Annotated in this window: 17 protein-coding genes; 16 read left to right on the plus strand and 1 reads right to left on the minus strand. The window is 62.1% G+C overall.

Going from position 1 to position 19457, the window contains the following annotated elements; genetic code table 11:
* Positions 1-7 precede the first annotated feature (7 nt).
* Entirely contained in the window at positions 8-790 is a 783-nt protein-coding gene (gene map / locus FS767_RS10590; RefSeq protein ID WP_144965285.1) for a type I methionyl aminopeptidase, read from the minus strand.
* A 350-nt stretch (positions 791-1140) separates the two neighbouring features.
* Between map and rpsB the strand changes: the two genes are divergently transcribed.
* From rpsB to dnaE, 16 genes are all read left to right on the plus strand, one after another.
* Positions 1141-1878 carry a 30S ribosomal protein S2 gene (rpsB, locus tag FS767_RS10595; RefSeq protein WP_003252287.1) on the plus strand — a complete coding sequence of 246 codons (738 nt, stop codon included), beginning with the start codon at positions 1141-1143 and terminating at the stop codon, positions 1876-1878.
* A gap of 182 nt (positions 1879-2060) precedes the next feature.
* Positions 2061-2924, plus strand: a complete 864-nt coding sequence (tsf, locus tag FS767_RS10600; protein WP_023534066.1) for a translation elongation factor Ts — start codon at positions 2061-2063, stop codon at positions 2922-2924.
* Positions 2925-3104: 180 nt separating this feature from the next.
* The gene (gene pyrH / locus FS767_RS10605; RefSeq protein WP_144965287.1) at positions 3105-3848 is read left to right on the plus strand and encodes a UMP kinase; all 744 of its coding nucleotides are present in this window, start codon (positions 3105-3107) and stop codon (positions 3846-3848) included.
* Positions 3845-4402 (plus strand): ribosome recycling factor, encoded by a 558-nt coding sequence (gene frr / locus FS767_RS10610; RefSeq protein WP_023534036.1) that lies wholly within the window; start codon positions 3845-3847, stop codon positions 4400-4402. Before pyrH ends, frr begins: the two co-directional genes overlap by 4 nt.
* A gap of 15 nt (positions 4403-4417) precedes the next feature.
* Complete coding sequence (gene uppS, locus FS767_RS10615; RefSeq protein WP_027913873.1) at positions 4418-5173, plus strand: polyprenyl diphosphate synthase; 756 nt, start codon at positions 4418-4420, stop codon at positions 5171-5173.
* A complete protein-coding gene (locus tag FS767_RS10620; protein ID WP_058603721.1) occupies positions 5173-5988 on the plus strand; it encodes a phosphatidate cytidylyltransferase in 816 nt (271 codons plus the stop codon). The genes uppS and FS767_RS10620 overlap by 1 nt, the downstream gene beginning before the upstream one ends.
* Positions 5985-7175 carry a 1-deoxy-D-xylulose-5-phosphate reductoisomerase gene (ispC, locus tag FS767_RS10625; RefSeq protein ID WP_144965289.1) on the plus strand — a complete coding sequence of 397 codons (1191 nt, stop codon included), beginning with the start codon at positions 5985-5987 and terminating at the stop codon, positions 7173-7175. Before FS767_RS10620 ends, ispC begins: the two co-directional genes overlap by 4 nt.
* Before the next feature lie 67 nt (positions 7176-7242).
* Positions 7243-8595: an RIP metalloprotease RseP gene (gene rseP, locus FS767_RS10630; RefSeq protein WP_144965291.1), complete on the plus strand. Its 1353-nt coding sequence runs from the start codon at positions 7243-7245 to the stop codon at positions 8593-8595.
* 74 nt (positions 8596-8669) lie between these two features.
* Positions 8670-11021 carry an outer membrane protein assembly factor BamA gene (gene bamA / locus FS767_RS10635; protein ID WP_144965293.1) on the plus strand — a complete coding sequence of 784 codons (2352 nt, stop codon included), beginning with the start codon at positions 8670-8672 and terminating at the stop codon, positions 11019-11021.
* Positions 11022-11065: 44 nt separating this feature from the next.
* Positions 11066-11569 carry an OmpH family outer membrane protein gene (locus tag FS767_RS10640; RefSeq protein WP_023534153.1) on the plus strand — a complete coding sequence of 168 codons (504 nt, stop codon included), beginning with the start codon at positions 11066-11068 and terminating at the stop codon, positions 11567-11569.
* Position 11570: 1 nt separating this feature from the next.
* Positions 11571-12626, plus strand: coding sequence for a UDP-3-O-(3-hydroxymyristoyl)glucosamine N-acyltransferase (gene lpxD, locus FS767_RS10645; protein ID WP_023534150.1), 1056 nt, complete (start codon positions 11571-11573; stop codon positions 12624-12626).
* A 113-nt stretch (positions 12627-12739) separates the two neighbouring features.
* Positions 12740-13180 (plus strand): 3-hydroxyacyl-ACP dehydratase FabZ, encoded by a 441-nt coding sequence (gene fabZ, locus FS767_RS10650; protein WP_023534097.1) that lies wholly within the window; start codon positions 12740-12742, stop codon positions 13178-13180.
* Complete coding sequence (gene lpxA / locus FS767_RS10655; RefSeq protein ID WP_027913879.1) at positions 13177-13953, plus strand: acyl-ACP--UDP-N-acetylglucosamine O-acyltransferase; 777 nt, start codon at positions 13177-13179, stop codon at positions 13951-13953. Before fabZ ends, lpxA begins: the two co-directional genes overlap by 4 nt.
* Before the next feature lies 1 nt (position 13954).
* A complete protein-coding gene (lpxB, locus tag FS767_RS10660) occupies positions 13955-15082 on the plus strand; it encodes a lipid-A-disaccharide synthase (RefSeq protein WP_144965295.1) in 1128 nt (375 codons plus the stop codon).
* 1 nt (position 15083) lies between these two features.
* On the plus strand, positions 15084-15707 hold the full coding sequence (rnhB, locus tag FS767_RS10665) for a ribonuclease HII (RefSeq protein WP_144965297.1): 624 nt from the start codon (positions 15084-15086) through the stop codon (positions 15705-15707).
* A 174-nt stretch (positions 15708-15881) separates the two neighbouring features.
* Positions 15882-19406: a DNA polymerase III subunit alpha gene (gene dnaE / locus FS767_RS10670; protein WP_144965299.1), complete on the plus strand. Its 3525-nt coding sequence runs from the start codon at positions 15882-15884 to the stop codon at positions 19404-19406.
* The last annotated feature ends 51 nt before the right edge of the window (positions 19407-19457 follow it).

Consider the following 19457-nt stretch of genomic DNA (forward strand, 5'->3'; position numbering starts at 1 on the left):
GGGTGGCTCAGGCCGAAGTGCGGGCGATGGTGTCGTCCTTGCGCAGGGTGAATATCTCGTACCCGGTCGCCGTGACCACCAGGGTGTGCTCCCACTGCGCCGAGAGCTTGCGGTCCTTGGTGATCGCGGTCCAGCCATCGCCCAGCACCTTGGTGTCGGCCTTGCCCTGGTTGATCATCGGCTCGATGGTGAAGGTCATGCCTTCCTTGAGTTCCATGCCAGTGCCGGCGCGGCCGTAATGCAGGATCTGCGGCTCTTCGTGGAACACCTTGCCGATGCCATGACCGCAGAACTCGCGCACCACCGAGAAACCGTTCTTCTCGGCGTGCCTCTGGATGACTTCGCCGATGTCGCCCAGGCGGCAGCCCGGCTTGACCAGCGCGATGGCCTTGTACAGGCATTCCTGGGTGACCTGGGATAGGCGCTCGGCCCATACCGGCACGGTGCCGACGTGGAACATGCGGCTGGTGTCGCCGTGGTAGCCGTCCTTGATCACCGTGATGTCGATGTTCAGGGTATCGCCATTTTTCAGGGGCTTGTCATTGGGGATACCGTGACAGACCACGTGGTTGATGGACGTGCAGATCGACTTGGGGTAGCCCTTGTAGTTGAGCGGCGCCGGGATGGCCTGCTGGACGTTGACGATGTAGTCGTGGCACAGGCGATCGAGCGCTTCGGTGGTGACACCGGGCTTGACATGCTCCTCGATCATTTCCAGCACTTCGGCCGCCAGGCGGCCGGCGATGCGCATCTTCTCGATGTCTTCTGCAGTCTTGATGGTGACGGTCATTACAGGCTCTCTACTCGGCGCCGCAGGCGGCGCGTTCAAATCGGGAAAGGCGTCATTCTATCAGACGTGCGGGCTCGTAGCGGCACGCAGCCCTTGCAAAGGCATACCTCCAACCGCCCTGGCCGTGCGCTGGCGCCCATGCCCTGCCGTCCGGCGGTTGGGGGGGGTGAGTTTCGTGTTTTGTTTACGCGCAGCCTGTGGTATAACATGCGCCGCTTTCGGAGCCAGCTCCGTCTGCATCCAAACCCACACACGTGTCGACACGATGGCCTGGGTGCCCCGAGCTTCAGGGTTCGCGGGTTGGTCATTGGGATACGTGGAGGCCCAACCCGACTTATCAAGGAACTATCATGTCCCAAGTCAACATGCGCGATATGCTGAAGGCCGGTGTGCACTTCGGCCACCAGACCCGTTACTGGAACCCGAAAATGGGCAAGTACATTTTCGGTGCGCGCAACAAGATCCACATCGTCAACCTGGAAAAAACCCTGCCGATGTTCAACGACGCTCTGTCGTTCGTTGAGCGCCTGGCCCAGGGCAAGAACAAGATCCTGTTCGTCGGCACCAAGCGTTCCGCCGGCAAGATCGTCGCCGAGCAAGCTGCTCGCTGCGGTTCGCCGTACGTTGACCACCGTTGGTTGGGCGGCATGCTGACCAACTACAAGACCATCCGTGCTTCGATCAAGCGTCTGCGCGACCTGGAAACTCAGGCCGAAGATGGCACCTTTGCCAAGCTGACCAAGAAAGAAGCCCTGATGCGCTCCCGCGATCTGGAAAAACTGGACCGCAGCCTGGGCGGCATCAAGGACATGGGTGGTCTGCCTGACGCTCTGTTCGTCATCGACGTTGATCACGAGCGCATCGCGATCACCGAAGCCAACAAACTGGGTATCCCGGTCATTGGTGTTGTCGATACCAACAGCAGCCCGGAAGGTGTTGACTACATCATCCCAGGTAACGATGACGCCATTCGCGCTATCGAGCTGTACATGACTTCCATGGCTGACGCTGTCATCCGTGGCCGCAACAATGTTGCTGGCGGCACCGAAGTCTACGCTGAAGAAGCGGCTGCACCTGCTGCCGAGTAATAGACGCTAGCGTCGACTTGGCACGCGAAAAGGGGGCTATGCCCCCTTTTTGCCACCTTGAAATCCTGCTGTCGACAGCCGTCCCTTCCATGGGCATGCAGGCACAGACAGCGGATTAGCAGAATTGAACGCCCGTCACAAACGGGTGGAATGGTTGAAAAACTTTCCAAGAGGATTTTGAAATGGCAGCAATTACTGCAGCGCTGGTCAAAGAACTGCGCGAGCGTACCGGCGAAGGCATGATGGATTGCAAGAAAGCCCTGGAAAAGGCTGACGGCGACATCGAAAAAGCCATTGACGACATGCGTGCCTCGGGTGCCATCAAGGCCGCCAAGAAGGCTGGCAACGTGGCTGCCGAAGGCGCGATCGCCGTCAAGACCGACGGCAAGGCCGCCGTACTGCTGGAAGTGAACTCGCAGACCGACTTCCTGGCCCTGCAAGACGACTTCAAGAACTTCGTCGCCGAAAGCCTGGAAGAAGCCTTCGCCCAGAAACTGACCGACGCCGCTCCGCTGATCGCCTCGCGTGAAGCTGCCCGTGAAGCCCTGGTCGCCAAGTGCGGCGAAAACGTCAACATCCGTCGCCTGGTGCGCGTGGAAGGCGACGTGGTCGGCGCCTACCTGCACGGCAACAAGATCGGTGCTGTCGTTGTCCTGAAAGGCGGTGACGTCGAGCTGGCCAAGAACATCGCCATGCACGTTGCAGCGTCCAACCCCGAGTTCCTGGATTCGTCGGAAATCTCCGCCGAAGCCATCGAGCGCGAGAAGGGTGTCTTCCTGCAGCTGAACGCCGACAAGATCGCCGGCAAGCCGGAAAACATCGTTGAAAACATGATCAACGGCCGCATCACCAAGTTCAAGGCTGAAGCTTCGCTCAAAGAGCAGGCGTTCGTCATGAACCCGGAAGTCAAGGTCGGCGAACTGGCCAAGAAAGCCGGTGCTGAAATCGTTTCCTTCACCTACTTCAAGGTTGGCGAAGGCATCGAGAAGCCAGTCGACGACTTCGCTGCTGAAGTTGCCGCACAGGTTGCTGCTGCCAAGCAGTAAGACAGCCCCGTCTGTCGCCCCAAAGAGGCTGCCCGCTCACGCGCGCAGCCTCTTTGTCAAAGCGGCGAGGCGTTTACACAACGCTGCCGCCGCTGGCGCCGAAACGGTGCCACGCTACAGTTAGCAGGCTGCAAACAGCCCGCACGAATTTTCTACAGTACGCCGCAGGAGAGACTCGCAATGGCTCAGCAGGTGAGTGGTCGCCAACCTCGCTATAAACGCATTTTGCTCAAACTTAGCGGCGAGGCCCTGATGGGCTCCGAAGAATTCGGGATCGACCCGAAGGTGCTCGATCGCATGGCCCTGGAAGTCGGGCAGCTGGTCGGTATCGGTGTGCAGGTCGGCCTGGTCATCGGTGGTGGCAACCTGTTCCGAGGGGCTGCACTGAGCGCCGCCGGCATGGATCGCGTCACCGGCGACCACATGGGGATGCTGGCCACCGTGATGAACGCCTTGGCCATGCGCGATGCGCTGGAGCGCTCGAACATCCCGGCACTGGTGATGTCGGCCATCTCCATGGTGGGCGTCACCGATCACTACGACCGTCGCAAAGCGATTCGCCACCTCAACTCCGGGGATGTGGTAATTTTCTCCGCCGGTACCGGCAACCCGTTCTTTACCACCGACTCGGCAGCCTGCCTGCGGGCCATCGAAATCGATGCCGACGTGGTGCTGAAGGCGACCAAGGTCGATGGTGTGTACACTGCCGATCCATTCAAGGACCCGCATGCCGAGAAGTTCGATCGCCTGACCTATGACGAGGTCCTGGATCGTAAGCTCGGCGTGATGGACTTGACCGCAATCTGCCTGTGCCGTGACCACGGCATGCCATTGCGGGTATTCAACATGAACAAGCCAGGCGCCCTGCTGAACATCGTGGTGGGCGGCGCTGAAGGCACTCTGATCGAGGAAGGCCAAGCATGATCAACGACATCAAGAAAGACGCGCAGGAGCGCATGACCAAGTCCATCGAGGCCCTGGGCCGCAACCTGGCGGCCATCCGCACCGGTCGCGCGCACCCGAGCATTCTGGACAGCGTCAAGGTCACTGCCTGGGGTAGCGAGATGCCGCTGAACCAGGTCGCTGCGATCAGCGTCGAGGACGCGCGCACCCTGAAGATCGTCGCTCACGACAAAAACCTGAGCGCTGCCATCGAGAAGGCCATCCTGACCTCCGACCTCGGGCTCAACCCATCGAGCGCCGGCACCACCATCCGTGTGCCGATGCCTGCCCTGACCGAAGAAACCCGCAAGGGCTACACCAAGCAGGCCAGCGGCGTTGCCGAGGACGCCAAGGTTGCCGTGCGCAACGTGCGTCGTGACGCCCTGGCGGACTTGAAGAAGCTGACCAAGGACAAGTCCATCAGCGAAGACGAAGAACGCCGCGCCGCCGATGACATCCAGAAGCTGACGGACAAGTTCGTCGCCGAGGTGGATGCAGCCTTCAAAGCCAAGGAAAAGGACCTGATGGCCGTCTAAGGCCAGGTTTTTTTAATGGAAAAGACCAAGCCAGCGGTGCCTCCCTCGGTGCCGCGTCACGTCGCGATCATCATGGACGGCAACAACCGCTGGGCGAAACGGCGCTTGTTGCCTGGCGTTGCCGGGCACAAGGCGGGTGTCGATGCCGTGCGCGCAGTCATCGAAGTCTGCGCCGAGGCCGGTGTCGAAGTGCTGACCCTCTTTGCCTTCTCCAGTGAGAACTGGCAGCGCCCTGCCGATGAGGTCGGTGCGTTGATGGAGTTGTTTTTCTCGGCGCTGCGCCGCGAGGCGCGTCGCTTGAACGACAACAACATCAGCCTGCGCATCATCGGTGACCGCTCCCGCTTTCACCCGGAACTGCAGGCTGCCATGCGCGAAGCCGAGGCACTGACCGCAGGCAATAGCCGTTTCATCCTGCAGATCGCTGCCAACTACGGTGGGCAGTGGGACATCGCCCAGGCCGCGCAGCGGCTGGCGCGTGAAGTCCAGGCTGGCCATCTGCGCCCCGATGACATCACCCCGGGGTTGTTGCAGACGTGCCTTGCGACCGGCGAGCAGCCCTTGCCGGACTTGTGCATCCGTACCGGTGGCGAGCATCGCATCAGCAATTTCCTGTTGTGGCAACTGGCCTACGCCGAGTTGTATTTCTCCGACCTTTACTGGCCGGACTTCAAACACGAAGCCATGCGCAGTGCATTGGCTGATTTCGCTTCGCGCCAGCGCCGCTTTGGTAAGACCAGCGAGCAGGTCGAGGCTGGAGCGCGTGCTTAATGCTTAAACAACGCATCATTACCGCGCTGATCCTGTTGCCGATAGCGCTGGGCGGGTTCTTCCTGCTCGAGGGGGGCAACTTCGCCCTGTTCATCGGCCTGGTGGTAACGCTCGGCGCCTGGGAGTGGGCGCGTTTGGCGGGGTTGATGGCTCAGCCCCTGCGTGTCGCCTATGCCCTGGTCGTCGCGGGGGCGTTGATGCTGCTGTACATCCTCCCGGAACTGGCCCCCTGGGTGCTTGGGGCGGCCGTCATCTGGTGGGGGCTGGCCACCTGGCTGGTGCTGACCTACCCGCGCACCAGCGAACTGTGGGCCAGTGCCGCCTGCCGGCTGTTGATCGGCCTGCTGGTGTTGCTGCCGGCCTGGCAAGGCCTGGTGCTGCTCAAGCACTGGCCGCTGGGTAACTGGCTGATCCTGTCGGTCATGGCTTTGGTCTGGGCGGCCGACATCGGGGCGTACTTTTCCGGCAGGGCCTTCGGCAAGCGCAAGCTGGCGCCGCAGGTCAGCCCTGGGAAGAGCTGGGAAGGCGTCTACGGCGGATTGGCGGTCAGCCTGGTGATCACCCTGGTGGTGGGTATCAGTCGTGACTGGAGCTTCGGTCAGCTACTGCTCGGCCTGGCAGGCGCTGCACTGGTGGTGATGGCCTCGGTGATCGGCGACCTGACCGAAAGCATGTTCAAGCGCCGCTCGGGCATCAAGGACAGCAGCAACCTGCTACCCGGCCACGGTGGCGTGCTCGACCGCATCGACAGCCTGACGGCGGCCATTCCATTGTTCGCCGTGCTGTTGTGGGCGGCCGAATGGGGTGTGATGTGAGTCAGGTGCAACGCATTACCGTACTTGGGGCGACCGGCTCCATAGGCCTGAGCACCCTGGACGTGATCGCTCGCCATCCTGAGCGCTATCAGGCCTTCGCCTTGACCGGCTACACGCGCATCGAGGAGCTGTTGGCCCTGTGCGTGCGGCATCGCCCGGCCTATGCCGTGGTGCCGAGCGCTGAGGCGGCGGGGCGCCTGCGCGCGGGCCTGACGGCGGCAGGGTGCGCTACCGAAGTGCTGGAAGGCGAGGCCGGGTTGTGCCAGGTAGCCTGTGCCAGTGAAGTGGATGCGGTCATGGCCGCCATCGTCGGCGCGGCAGGCCTGCGGCCGACCTTGGCGGCCGTACAGGCCGGCAAGAAAGTGCTGCTGGCCAACAAGGAAGCGCTGGTCATGTCCGGCGCCCTGTTCATGGACGCCGTGCGCCAGTCGGGCGCGGTGTTGCTGCCCATCGACAGCGAGCACAACGCCATCTTCCAGTGCATGCCCGGCGATTACGCGCGCGGGTTGAGCGCTGTGGGGGTGCGCCGCATTCTGCTGACGGCCTCGGGTGGGCCGTTCCGTCAGACATCGGCCGAGGCCTTGCTGGACGTCACGCCTGAACAGGCGTGCGCCCACCCGAACTGGTCGATGGGGCGCAAGATTTCCGTCGACTCGGCGAGCATGATGAACAAGGGCCTGGAGTTGATCGAGGCCTGCTGGCTGTTCGATGCGCCGCCAAGCCTGGTCGAGGTGGTGGTGCACCCGCAAAGCGTGATCCACTCGCTGGTCGATTACGTCGACGGTTCGGTGCTGGCGCAGTTGGGTAACCCGGACATGCGTACCCCCATCGCCAATGCGCTTGCCTGGCCGGAGCGAATCGATTCCGGGGTGGCCCCACTGGACCTGTTCAGCATTGCTCGCCTGGATTTCGAGGCGCCCGATGAACAGCGTTTCCCCTGTCTGCGCCTGGCGCGACAGGCGGCGCAGGTGGGCCACAGCGCTCCTGCCGTGCTCAATGCGGCCAACGAAGTGGCGGTGCAGACGTTCCTCCAGGGCCGTATCCGCTTCCCGGAGATCGCGAGTATGATCGAACAGGTACTGGACCAGGAGCCCGTGGTGCCGCTGGCTTCGCTGGAGGCAGTGTTTGCCGCCGACCAGCGAGCGCGCGAGCTGGCCTGGGCCTGGCTGCACCGCAACGGCCGCTGAGGCGGGCTGGCCCGGTTATCGACAACGGCACACCCACTGACCCATTGCTCATCATTCGGAGATGGACATGACAGCGCTCTACATGATCATTGGTACGCTCGTCGCCTTGGGTGTGCTGGTCACCTTCCACGAGTTCGGCCACTTCTGGGTGGCGCGTCGCTGTGGCGTGAAAGTGCTGCGTTTCTCGGTGGGCTTCGGTACGCCGCTGGTGCGCTGGCATGATCGTCAGGGCACCGAGTTCGTCATCGCAGCCATTCCGCTGGGCGGCTACGTGAAGATGCTCGACGAGCGCGAAGGCGATGTGCCCCCTGCGCTGGTGGGCCAATCGTTCAATCGCAAGCCGGTCGGCCAGCGCATCGCGATCGTTGCCGCCGGGCCGGTCGCCAACTTCCTGCTGGCCATCTTCTTCTTCTGGGTATTGGCAATGCTTGGCAGCCAGCAGATCCGGCCGGTCATCGGCACCGTCGAGACGGGTAGCCTGGCGGCGGCTGCAGGGCTGACGGCCGGCCAGGAGATCGTCTCGGTGGACGGCAAGCCGACCAACGGCTGGTCGGCAGTCAACCTGCAGTTGGTGCGCCGCCTGGGTGAGAGTGGCACGCTGAACATCGGCGTGCGCGATGAGGGCAGCAGTGCCGAGCAACAGCGCCAGGTGAAACTCGACCAGTGGTTGAAAGGCGCCGATGAGCCTGATCCGATTCGCTCGCTAGGCCTTGAACCCTGGCGCCCGGCCATCGTGCCGGTGCTGGCCGAGATCGACCCCAAGGGGCCGGCCGCGGCTGCAGGCTTGAAAACCGGTGACCGGTTGCTGGGCATCGGCGGCCAGTCGGTGAGCGAATGGCAGCAGGTGGTCGATAGCGTGCGCGCGCGGCCGGGCGCCCAGGTGGTGGTGCGTCTGGAGCGTGACGGTGCGCCGCTGGACATACCGGTAACGCTGGGCGCGAAGGGCGAAGGTGAGGCCGCTGCAGGCTACCTGGGAGCGGGCGTCAAGGGCGGTCAATGGCCGGCCTCGATGCTGCGCGAAGTCAGCTATGGGCCGGTGGAGGCGGTGGGTGAAGGCCTGTCGCGCACCTGGAACATGAGCGTGCTCACGCTCCAGTCACTGAAGAAAATGCTGTTCGGTGAGCTCTCGGTAAAAAACTTGAGTGGACCGATAACCATTGCTAAAGTGGCGGGCGCTTCAGCCCAGTCCGGCGTGGGGGATTTCCTGAATTTCCTGGCCTACCTGAGCATAAGCCTGGGGGTTCTTAACCTGCTGCCCATCCCGGTACTGGATGGGGGGCACTTGCTGTTCTACCTGGTTGAATGGGCGCGCGGTCGTCCGTTGTCTGATCGGGTACAAGGTTGGGGGGTCCAGATCGGTATCAGTTTGGTCTTGGGGGTGATGCTGCTCGCCCTGATCAACGATCTGGGTCGACTATAAAAGCTTCGCTCAATTGCGAAACCTGTCGTTCATGACGGCAGGTTGTTTATTGCCAGTTGGAATAAAAGGACTTCATGAAACGTCTGTTGCTAACTGCGGTGCTCTCCGCACTGATGATCGCTGAAGTTCACGCCGAGTCCTTCACCATCTCCGATATCCGCGTCAACGGCCTGCAGCGGGTTTCCGCGGGCAGCGTCTTTGGTGCCTTGCCCCTCAACGTGGGCGACCAGGCCGATGACCGGCGCCTGGTGGAGTCGACCCGCTCGCTGTTCAAGACCGGGTTCTTCCAGGACATCGAGCTGAACCGTGATGGCAACGTGCTGATCATCAATGTGGTCGAGCGCCCGTCGGTGTCGAGCATCGAGATCGAAGGCAACAAGGCGATCAGTACCGAAGACCTGATGAAGGGCCTGAAGCAATCGGGCCTGGCCGAAGGCGAGATCTTCCAGCGTGCCACCCTCGAAGGCGTGCGTAACGAGCTGCAGCGCCAGTACGTGGCCCAGGGCCGTTACTCGGCTGAGGTCGACGCCGAGGTGGTGCCGCAGCCGCGCAACCGTGTGGCCCTGAAGATCAAGATCAACGAGGGCACCGTCGCTGCCATCCAGCACATCAACATCGTTGGCAACAACGTGTTCGATGACGACACCCTGGGGCAGCTGTTCGAGCTCAAGACTACTAACTGGTTGTCCTTCTTCAAGAACGACGACAAGTATGCCCGTGAAAAACTGTCCGGTGACCTTGAACGTCTGCGTTCCTACTACCTGGACCGCGGCTACATCAACATGGACATCGCATCCACCCAGGTGTCCATCACGCCTGACAAGAAACACGTCTACATCACCGTCAACATCAACGAAGGCGAGAAGTACACCGTCCGTGACGTGAAGCTCTCCGGCGACCTCAAGGTGCCGGAAGACCAGGTCAAGTCGCTGCTGCTGGTGCAGCCGGGCCAGGTGTTCTCGCGCAAGGTGATGACCAGCACGTCCGAGCTGATCACCCGTCGCCTGGGTAACGAAGGCTATACCTTCGCCAACGTCAACGGCGTGCCTCAGCCAAACGACCAGGATCACACCGTCGACATCATGTTCGTTGTCGATCCAGGCAAGCGTGCCTACGTCAACCGCATCAACTACCGCGGCAACACCAAGACCGAAGACGAAGTGCTGCGCCGCGAAATGCGTCAGATGGAAGGTGGCTGGGCATCGACCTACCTGATCGACCAATCCAAGACCCGCCTTGAGCGCCTGGGCTTCTTCAAGGACGTGAACGTCGAGACCCCACCGGTACCGGGTACCGACGACCAGGTCGACGTGAACTACAGCGTCGAGGAGCAGGCCTCCGGATCGATCACCGCCAGCGTCGGCTTTGCCCAGAGCGCAGGCCTGATCCTGGGTGGCTCGATCAGCCAGAGCAACTTCCTGGGTACTGGTAACAAGGTGTCCGTTGGCCTGACCCGGTCCGAGTACCAGTCGCGATACAACTTCGGCTTCGTTGATCCCTACTTCACTGCCGATGGCGTGAGCCTGGGTTACAACGCCTTCTACCGCAGCACCGACTATGACGACCTCGACGTCGACGTGGCGAGCTATGCGGTGGACAGCCTGGGTGCCGGTGTGAGCCTGGGTTACCCGATCAGCGAGACGTCGCGCCTGACCTATGGGTTGAGTGTGCAGCAGGACAAGCTGAAGACGGGTAAGTACACCGTTAATGAGATCTTTGATTTCATCAACAAGGAAGGCAAGAACTTCACCAACTTCAAAGCCTCGATCGGCTGGTCCGAATCGACGTTGAACAAGGGGGTGCTGGCAACACGTGGTCACTCTCAGAGCCTGAGCCTTGAAACCACGATTCCAGGCAGCGACTTGTCGTTCTACAAGCTGGATTACCGTGGCCAGTTGTTCAAGCCACTCAGCCAGAACTACACCCTGCGTCTGCACACTGAACTTGGTTACGGTGACGGTTTCGGCGGTACCTCCGGGCTGCCGTTCTATGAAAACTACTATGCGGGTGGCTTCAACTCCGTTCGGGGCTTTAAAGACAGCACTCTGGGGCCACGCAGTACGCCAAGTAAGTTTAATAAGGAGAACGGCACTATTGACGACCCCGATCAAGACCCGCTTCCATTCGGTGGCAACGTCCTGGTTCAAGGCGGCGTCGAGTTGCTTTTCCCGCTGCCGTTCGTCAAGGACCAGCGTTCCCTGCGCACCTCGGTCTTCTGGGACGTGGGTAACGTGTTCGACACCAACTGCGGCAACAAGCCGGACTGCACCAAGGTCGGTTTCTCCGACATGGCCAGTTCGGTCGGTCTTGGCGTGACGTGGATCACGGCCTTGGGCCCGTTGAGCTTCAGCCTGGCGATGCCGATCAAGAAGCCGGACGAGGCAGACACCCAGGTGTTCCAATTCTCTCTGGGCCAGACCTTCTAAGGTCGGCCCTTGCTTAACGACAACGGTTTATCCAGGAGTTCATCGTGCGCAAGTTGACCCAAATGGCCGTAGTGGCCGCGGCGCTGGTCGCCACCCCGGCTTTCGCCGAAATGAAGGTTGCCGTTCTGAACTATCAGATGGCACTGCTCGAGTCCGATGCCGCCAAGAAGTACGCCGTGGATGCCGAAAAGAAGTTCGGCCCTCAGCTGACCAAGCTCAAGGGCCTGGAAAGCAGCGCCAAGGGCATCCAGGATCGCCTGATCAAAGGCGGCGACAAGATGCAGCAGCAGGAGCGTGAGCGCCTGGAGCTCGAGTTCAAGCAAAAGGCCCGCGACTTCCAGTTCCAGTCCAAGGAGCTGAACGAAGCCAAGGCCGTTGCCGACCGCGACATGCTCAAGCAGCTCAAGCCCAAGCTGGACGGCGCCGTCGAGGAAGTGATCAAGAAGGGCGGTTACGACCTGGTGCTCGAGCGCGGTGCGGTCATTGATGTCAAGCCTCAGTACGACATCACCCGCCAGGTTATCGAGCGTATGAACCAAGCCCGTTGATATGACCGTGACCATGACGCTTGGCCAACTGGCCGAGACCCTCGGGGCCACCCTCAAGGGTCCCGAGACGCTGCAGATCACAGGCCTTGCCACCTTGCAGGAGGCCGGGCCGGGTCAGTTGAGCTTTCTTGCCAACCCGCAGTACCGCAAATACCTGGACGAGAGCCAGGCGGCTGCCGTGCTGCTCAAGGCCGCCGATGCCGAGGCGTTCGCCGGTCATGCCCTGATCGTTGCAGATCCCTACCTGGCGTATGCCCGCATTTCCCACCTGTTCGACCCCAAACCCAAGGCTGTGGCGGGGATTCACCCCAGCGCCGTGGTGGCCGGGGATGCCCAGGTGGATGCGACGGCCAGTGTCGGGCCTTTCGCGGTCGTTGAAAGCGGTGCGCGTATTGGCGCCCATGTCACCATCGGCGCCCATTGCTTCATCGGTGCCCGCTGCGTGATCGGTGAAGGGGGCTGGCTGGCGCCACGGGTCACGCTGTATCACGATGTCACCATCGGCAAGCGGGTGGTTATCCAGTCCGGCGCAGTGATCGGTGGTGAAGGCTTTGGCTTTGCCAACGAAAAAGGCGTGTGGCGCAAGATTGCCCAGATTGGCGGTGTGAGCATCGGTGACGATGTGGAGATCGGTGTGAACACGGCCGTGGACCGTGGCGCGCTGTCCGACACCTGTATCGCCGACGGCGTCAAGCTCGACAACCAGATCCAGATTGCCCACAACGTGCAGATCGGGGAGCATACGGCCATGGCTGCGTGCGTGGGTATCTCCGGCAGCACACGTATCGGCAAGCATTGCACCATCGCCGGTGGCGTGGGCATGGTCGGTCATATCGATGTTTGCGACAACGTTTTCGTGTCCGGGATGACCATGGTGACCCGCTCGATCACCGAGCCGGGTGGCTATTCTTCCGGTACTGCCATGCAGCCTCTGGCTGACTGGCGCAAGAGCGCCGCGCGCATCCGCCACCTGGACGACATGGCCAAGCGTCTCCAGCAGCTGGAAAAACGCGTCGATACCGTGACCTCAGGTGGGCAGCCGACATCAGAAGGCTGATACCATTTCCTGAGCAAGAGTGAACAGTCGCTAGCTGGCTCCTCTTTGGATTGCAAAAGGAGCGTGTGGTCAGCACCTGCGCTCCCTATTCTTATACAGGCTTCCCCCCCGAAATGATGGACATCAACGAGATTCGCGAATACCTGCCTCACCGTTACCCGTTCCTGTTGGTGGACCGCGTGACGGATCTGGATTACGAGGCCCAGAGCATTCGTGCCTACAAGAATGTCAGCATCAACGAGCCGTTCTTCAACGGCCACTTCCCGGCGCACCCCATCATGCCCGGCGTCCTGATCATCGAAGCCATGGCCCAGGCGGCCGGCATCCTCGGTTTCAAGATGCTCGATGCCAAGCCAGCCGACGGCACCCTGTACTACTTCGTCGGCTCCGACAAACTGCGTTTCCGTCAGCCGGTGCTGCCGGGTGACCAGCTGGTGCTGGAAGCGAAGTTCCTGAGCCGCAAGAGCATGATCTGGAAGTTCGAATGCCGTGCCCTGGTCGACGGCAAGGCAGTATGCTCGGCCGAAATCACCTGTGCGGAACGCTCCCTATGAATTCGATTGATCCTCGGGCCATCATCGACCCTTCGGCCAAGCTGGCCGAAGGCGTCGAGGTGGGCCCTTGGTCGATCGTTGGCCCCGATGTCGAAATCGGGGAGGGCACCGTCATCGGCCCACACGTTGTGCTCAAGGGGCCGACCCGGATCGGCAAGCACAACCGTATCTTTCAGTTTTCCTCGATTGGCGAAGACACTCCGGACCTCAAGTACAAGGGTGAGCCGACTCGCCTTGTGATCGGCGATCACAACGTTATCCGTGAAGGCGTCACGATCCATCGCGGTACCGTGCAGGATCGCGCCGAAACCACCGTTGGCGACCATAACCTGATCATGGCCTATGCCCACATTGGCCATGACAGCGTGATCGGCAGCCATTGCATCCTGGTCAACAACACCGCGCTGGCGGGCCATGTGCATGTGGGCGACTGGGCGATCCTGTCCGGGTTCACCCTGGTTCACCAGTATTGCCACATCGGTGCCCATGCGTTTTCCGGCATGGGCACGGCCATCGGCAAGGACGTACCCGCGTTCGTCACCGTTTTCGGCAGCCCCGCCGAAGCGCGCAGCATGAACTTCGAAGGCATGCGCCGCCGTGGTTTCAGCGACGAAGTAATCCATGTGCTGCGTCGCTGCTACAAGATCGTCTACCGCCAGGGCCTGACGGTGGAGGATGCATTGCGCGAACTCGAAGCGCCGGCAGCGCAGCATCCGGAGGTCGAGCTGTTCCGGCAGTCGATCGTGAGTTCGGCCCGCGGCATCACTCGCTGACATGGCCCAGCTCTGCGTAGCCCTGGTCGCGGGTGAAGCCAGCGGCGACATTCTCGGTTCCGGCTTGATGCGCGCCTTGAAGGCGCGCCATCCCGATGTGCGCTTCATCGGTGTCGGTGGCCCGCTCATGGAGGCCGAAGGCCTGCAATCCTACTTCCCCATGGAGCGCTTGGCCGTCATGGGGCTGGTCGAGGTGCTTGGTCGCCTGCGTGAATTGCTCAAGCGCCGCAAGCTGCTGGTCCAGACCCTCATCGAGCAGAAGCCGGACGTGTTCATCGGTATCGATGCGCCCGACTTTACCCTGGAGATCGAACTCAAGCTGCGCCAGGCGGGGATCAAGACCGTCCATTACGTCAGCCCATCAGTGTGGGCATGGCGGCAGAAGCGTGTGTTGAAAATCCGTCAGGGCTGCGACCTGATGCTGACACTGTTGCCGTTCGAGGCCCGCTTCTATGAAGAACAGGGCGTGCCGGTGCGATTCGTCGGCCACCCCCTGGCCGATACCATTGCCCTGCAGGCGGATCGGCCCGCAGCGCGCGCCGCCCTGGGGCTGGGCGAGGGCCCGGTGGTCGCCCTGATGCCCGGCAGCCGCGGGGGTGAAGTCGGGCGCCTGGGTGCGTTGTTCCTGGATGCAGCGCAACGTCTGCAGCAGCGGGTGCCGGGGGTGCGCTTCGTGCTGCCCTGTGCCAACGCCGCCCGCCGCGCCCAACTGGAGCAGATGCTCGAGGGTCGCGACTTGCCGCTGGCCCTGCTCGATGGCCGTTCGCACGAGGCGCTGGCCGCCTGTGATGCCGTCCTGATCGCATCGGGTACAGCCACCCTGGAAGCGCTGCTGTTCAAGCGGCCCATGGTGGTTGCCTACCGCCTGGCGCCGCTGACCTACTGGATACTCAAGCGGCTGGTCAAAAGCCCCTACGTGTCCTTGCCCAACCTGCTGGCGCGCCGTGCGCTGGTGCCCGAATTGCTGCAAGACGCCGCGACCAGCGAAGCGCTGGTCGATGCGCTGCTGCCCTTGCTGCGCGACGGCACCGGACAAACCGACTCGTTCGACGAGATTCACCGCACCTTGCGCCGGGATGCCTCCAACCAGGCCGCCGACGCTGTGCTGGCCCTGCTGGAGAAACGCTGACATGCAGTTCGGTCTGGATTTCAATCTGGTCGAAGACTTGGTCGCCGGCGTCGACGAAGTGGGCCGCGGCCCCCTGTGTGGTGACGTGGTGACGGCTGCCGTGATCCTGGATCCGGCACGGCCAATCCTTGGGCTCAACGACTCGAAGAAGCTGACCCAGGCGCGCCGCGAAGCCTTGTTCGACGAAATTTGCGACAAGGCCCTGAGCTTTTTCATTGCCCGCGCCGCGGTCGAGGAAATCGATCGCCTCAACATTCTGCATGCCACCATGTTGGCCATGCAGCGTGCGGTAGAAGGCTTGCACATCACGCCGAACATGGCCTTGATCGATGGCAACCGCTGCCCGCAGTTGTCGGTGCCATCGGCGTCGGTCGTGCAGGGGGACGCCAAAGTGCCTGCGATCGCGGCGGCTTCGATCCTGGCCAAGGTGACGCGGGATCGCGAGATGGGCGCCTTCGAACTGATCTACCCCGGCTACGGCATGGGCGCACACAAAGGCTACCCGACGCCGGTGCACCTGGAGGCGCTGGCACGGCTTGGGCCGACACCCATTCATCGTCGATCGTTTGCGCCCGTGCGTGCCGCCTGGGGTGAGCGTGAGGCTGTGACCGCCTCGTTGATCTGATACCCGCCGTTCCGTACCCAGGGTGCTCCAGGCCCTGCGTGGCCGGGCCGTGCGACTCACCCTGCACCTGCTCAGGTAGCCCTACCGTCGCGCGGCGGCAACCGGCGCCCAAAACCCCTGCCCAATTGAGCTACAATCGCGCCCTTGTCGTTTAGCACTGCTACAGGATCATTCATGTCGGTTTCCTTCGTTCACCTGCGCGTCCACTCCGAATTCTCGCTGGTCGACGGTCTGGTCCGGATCAAACCGCTGGCCAAGGCGCTGGCCGGGATGAACATGCCTGCGGTGGCGATCACTGACCAGAGCAACATGTGCTCACTGGTCAAGTTCTACAAGGCGGCCATGGGGGCGGGCATCAAGCCGATCTGTGGTGCGGACCTGTGGTTGGCCGGCGAAGATGCACAGGCGCCGCTGTCGCGCATCTGCTTCTTGGCCATGAACCCCCAGGGCTACCGTAACCTGACCGAGTTGCTCTCCCGGGGCTGGACCGAGGGCCAGCGCAATGGCCTGGTCATCATCCAGCGTGACTGGATTGCAGCGGCCAGTGAAGGTCTGATCGCGCTGTCGGCGGGCAAGGAAGGCGACATCGGCATGGCGTTGCTGGGGGGGCGCAGCGAGGAGGCGCAAGCGCTGCTGGAGGACTGGATGGCCATGTTCCCCGAGCGCTTTTATGTCGAAGTCCAGCGCACCAGTCGCCCCAGGGATGAAGAGTATGTGCATGCCGCCGTTGCCCTGGCCGATCGGCTGGGTGCGCCGCTGGTGGCCACCAACGATGTGCGTTTCATCAAGCAGACTGATTTCGACGCCCACGAGACCCGGGTGTGCATCGGTGAGGGGTGGACACTGGACGATCCGCGTCGCCCGCGCCTGTACAGCGACCAGCAATACCTCAAGTCGGCCGAGGAAATGGCCGAGCTGTTCAGCGACCTGCCGGACGCCCTGGCCAACACCGTCGAAATCGCCAAGCGCTGCAATATCCAGGTGCAACTGGGCAAGTACTTCCTGCCCGACTTCCCGACGCCCAATGGCATGGGGATCGATGATTACCTGCGGCACGTGTCCCACGAAGGGCTGGAAGAACGCCTGGCGGTGCTGTGGCCGAAAGAGACCACGCCCGACTACGAGCAAAAGCGCCAGGTGTACCTGGACCGCCTCAAGTTCGAGCTGGATATCATCATCCAGATGGGCTTCCCCGGCTACTTCCTGATCGTGATGGACTTCATCAAGTGGGCCAAGAACAATGGCGTACCGGTGGGGCCTGGCCGGGGGTCGGGTGCAGGTTCGCTGGTGGCCTATGTGCTCAAGATCACCGACCTCGACCCACTGGCCTACGACCTGCTGTTCGAGCGCTTCCTGAACCCTGAACGGGTGTCCATGCCCGACTTCGACGTCGACTTCTGCATGGACGGTCGGGACCGGGTGATCGACTACGTGGCAGAGGCCTACGGGCGTAATGCCGTGAGCCAGATCATCACCTTCGGCACCATGGCGGCCAAGGCCGTGGTGCGCGACGTGGCACGCGTGCAAGGCAAGTCCTACGGCCTGGCCGATCGTCTGTCGAAGATGATTCCGTTCGAAGTGGGCATGACCCTAGAGAAGGCCTACGAGCAGGAAGAAATCCTGCGCGATTTTCTCAAGGGTGACGAAGACGCTCGTGAAATCTGGGACATGGCCCTCAAGCTCGAAGGCGTCACGCGCGGTACCGGCAAACACGCCGGTGGCGTGGTCATCGCGCCGACCAAGCTCACCGATTTCTCGCCCATCGCCTGCGACGAAGAGGGCGGCGGCCTGATCACCCAGTTCGACAAGGACGACGTGGAGGCGGCGGGCCTTGTGAAGTTCGACTTCCTCGGCCTGCGCACCCTGACCATCATCAAGTGGGCGATGGAGATCATCAACCGTGAGCAGGCCAAGAAAGACCTGCCCGACCTGAACATCGACTTCATCCCGCTCGATGACCGCAAGACCTACGAACTGTTACAGAAGGCCGAAACCACGGCGGTGTTCCAGCTCGAGTCGCGCGGCATGAAAGAGCTGATCAAGAAGCTCAAGCCCGACTGCCTCGAAGATCTCATCGCCTTGGTGGCGTTGTTCCGTCCCGGCCCGCTGCAGTCGGGCATGGTGGACGACTTCATCAACCGCAAGCACGGCCGTGCCGAGCTGGCCTACCCGCATCCGGACTATCAGTACGAAGGCTTGCAGCCAGTGCTGGCGCCGACCTACGGCATCATCCTGTATCAGGAACAGGTGATGCAGATTGCCCAGGTGATGGCCGGGTACACCCTGGGCGGCGCCGACATGCTGCGCCGGGCGATGGGCAAGAAAAAGCCCGAGGAAATGGCCAAGCAGCGCGGCGGTTTCATCGAGGGCTGTGCCAACAATGGAATCGATGGAGATCTTGCAGGCAACATCTTCGACCTGGTAGAGAAGTTCGCAGGCTACGGCTTCAACAAGTCTCACTCGGCGGCCTATGGCCTGGTGTCCTATCAGACGGCTTGGCTCAAGACCCACCACCCAGCACCGTTCATGGCGGCGGTGCTGTCGGCGGACATGCACAACACCGACAAGGTGGTGGTGCTGGTCGAGGAAGTGCGCACCATGAAGTTGCGTCTGGATGCGCCAGATGTGAACTTCTCGGACTTCAAGTTCACCGTCAACGACGATGGCCGCATCGTCTATGGCCTAGGCGCGATCAAGGGCGTAGGCGAGGGGCCTGTGGAGGCGATCGTCGAGGCCCGTGCCGAGGGCGGCCCGTTCAAGGACCTGTATGATTTCTGCGAGCGCATCGACCTCAAGCGGGTCAACAAGCGCACCCTCGATGCGCTGGTGCGCAGTGGCGCGCTGGACCGGCTCGGCCCGCACTTTCACGACGAGATCAAGGCCTACCACGCCCACATCGACATCAACCGGGCCATCCTGCTGGCCGCACTGGGCGATGCCATCAAGGCGGCCGAGCAGACGGCCCGCACGGCCGACAGCGGTCACATCGACCTGTTCGGCGGCATGTTCGACGAACCGGACGCTGACGTGTATGCCAGTTACCGCAAGGCGCGGCCACTGACACTCAAGGAACGGCTCAAGGGCGAGAAGGACACGTTGGGCCTTTACCTCACCGGCCACCCGATCGATGAATACGAGGCTGAAATCCGCCGCTTCGCGCGCCAGCGCATCATCGACCTCAAGCCGTCGCGCGAAACCCAGACCATTGCCGGCATGATCATCGCCCTGCGGGTCATGAAGAACAAAAAGGGCGACAAGATGGGGTTCGTCACCCTGGACGACAGGTCTGGGCGTATCGAGGCCTCGCTGTTTGCCGATGCCTACATCACGGCCCAATCACTGCTGCAGAACGATGCGATGGTGGTGGTCGAAGGGGAGGTCAGCAACGACGATTTCTCGGGCGGCCTGCGGCTGCGGGTCAAGCAGGTGATGACGTTGGAGGATGCCCGCACCAAGCTGGCCGAGAGCCTGCGCCTGAAGGTCGCCCACGAGGCGCTCAAGGGCGATCGCCTCAAGTGGCTGGGTGAGCTGATCACCCGTCACCGCGGCGCTTGCCCCATCACGCTGGAATACACCGGCAGCGATGCCAAGGCCATGCTGCAATTTGGCGACCAGTGGGCCATCGACCCCGCAGACGGGCTGATTCAGACCCTGCGTGACCAGTTCGGACGTGAGAACGTCTTTTTGCAATACCGTTGAGCCGCTCAACATTTAATCTCGACCTGAAGGCGCCTGATCCCTTAAGGTATG

Origin of the sequence: Pseudomonas sp. DE0010, assembly GCF_007680745.1 — a bacterium.
GTDB lineage: Bacteria > Pseudomonadota > Gammaproteobacteria > Pseudomonadales > Pseudomonadaceae > Aquipseudomonas > Aquipseudomonas parafulva_B.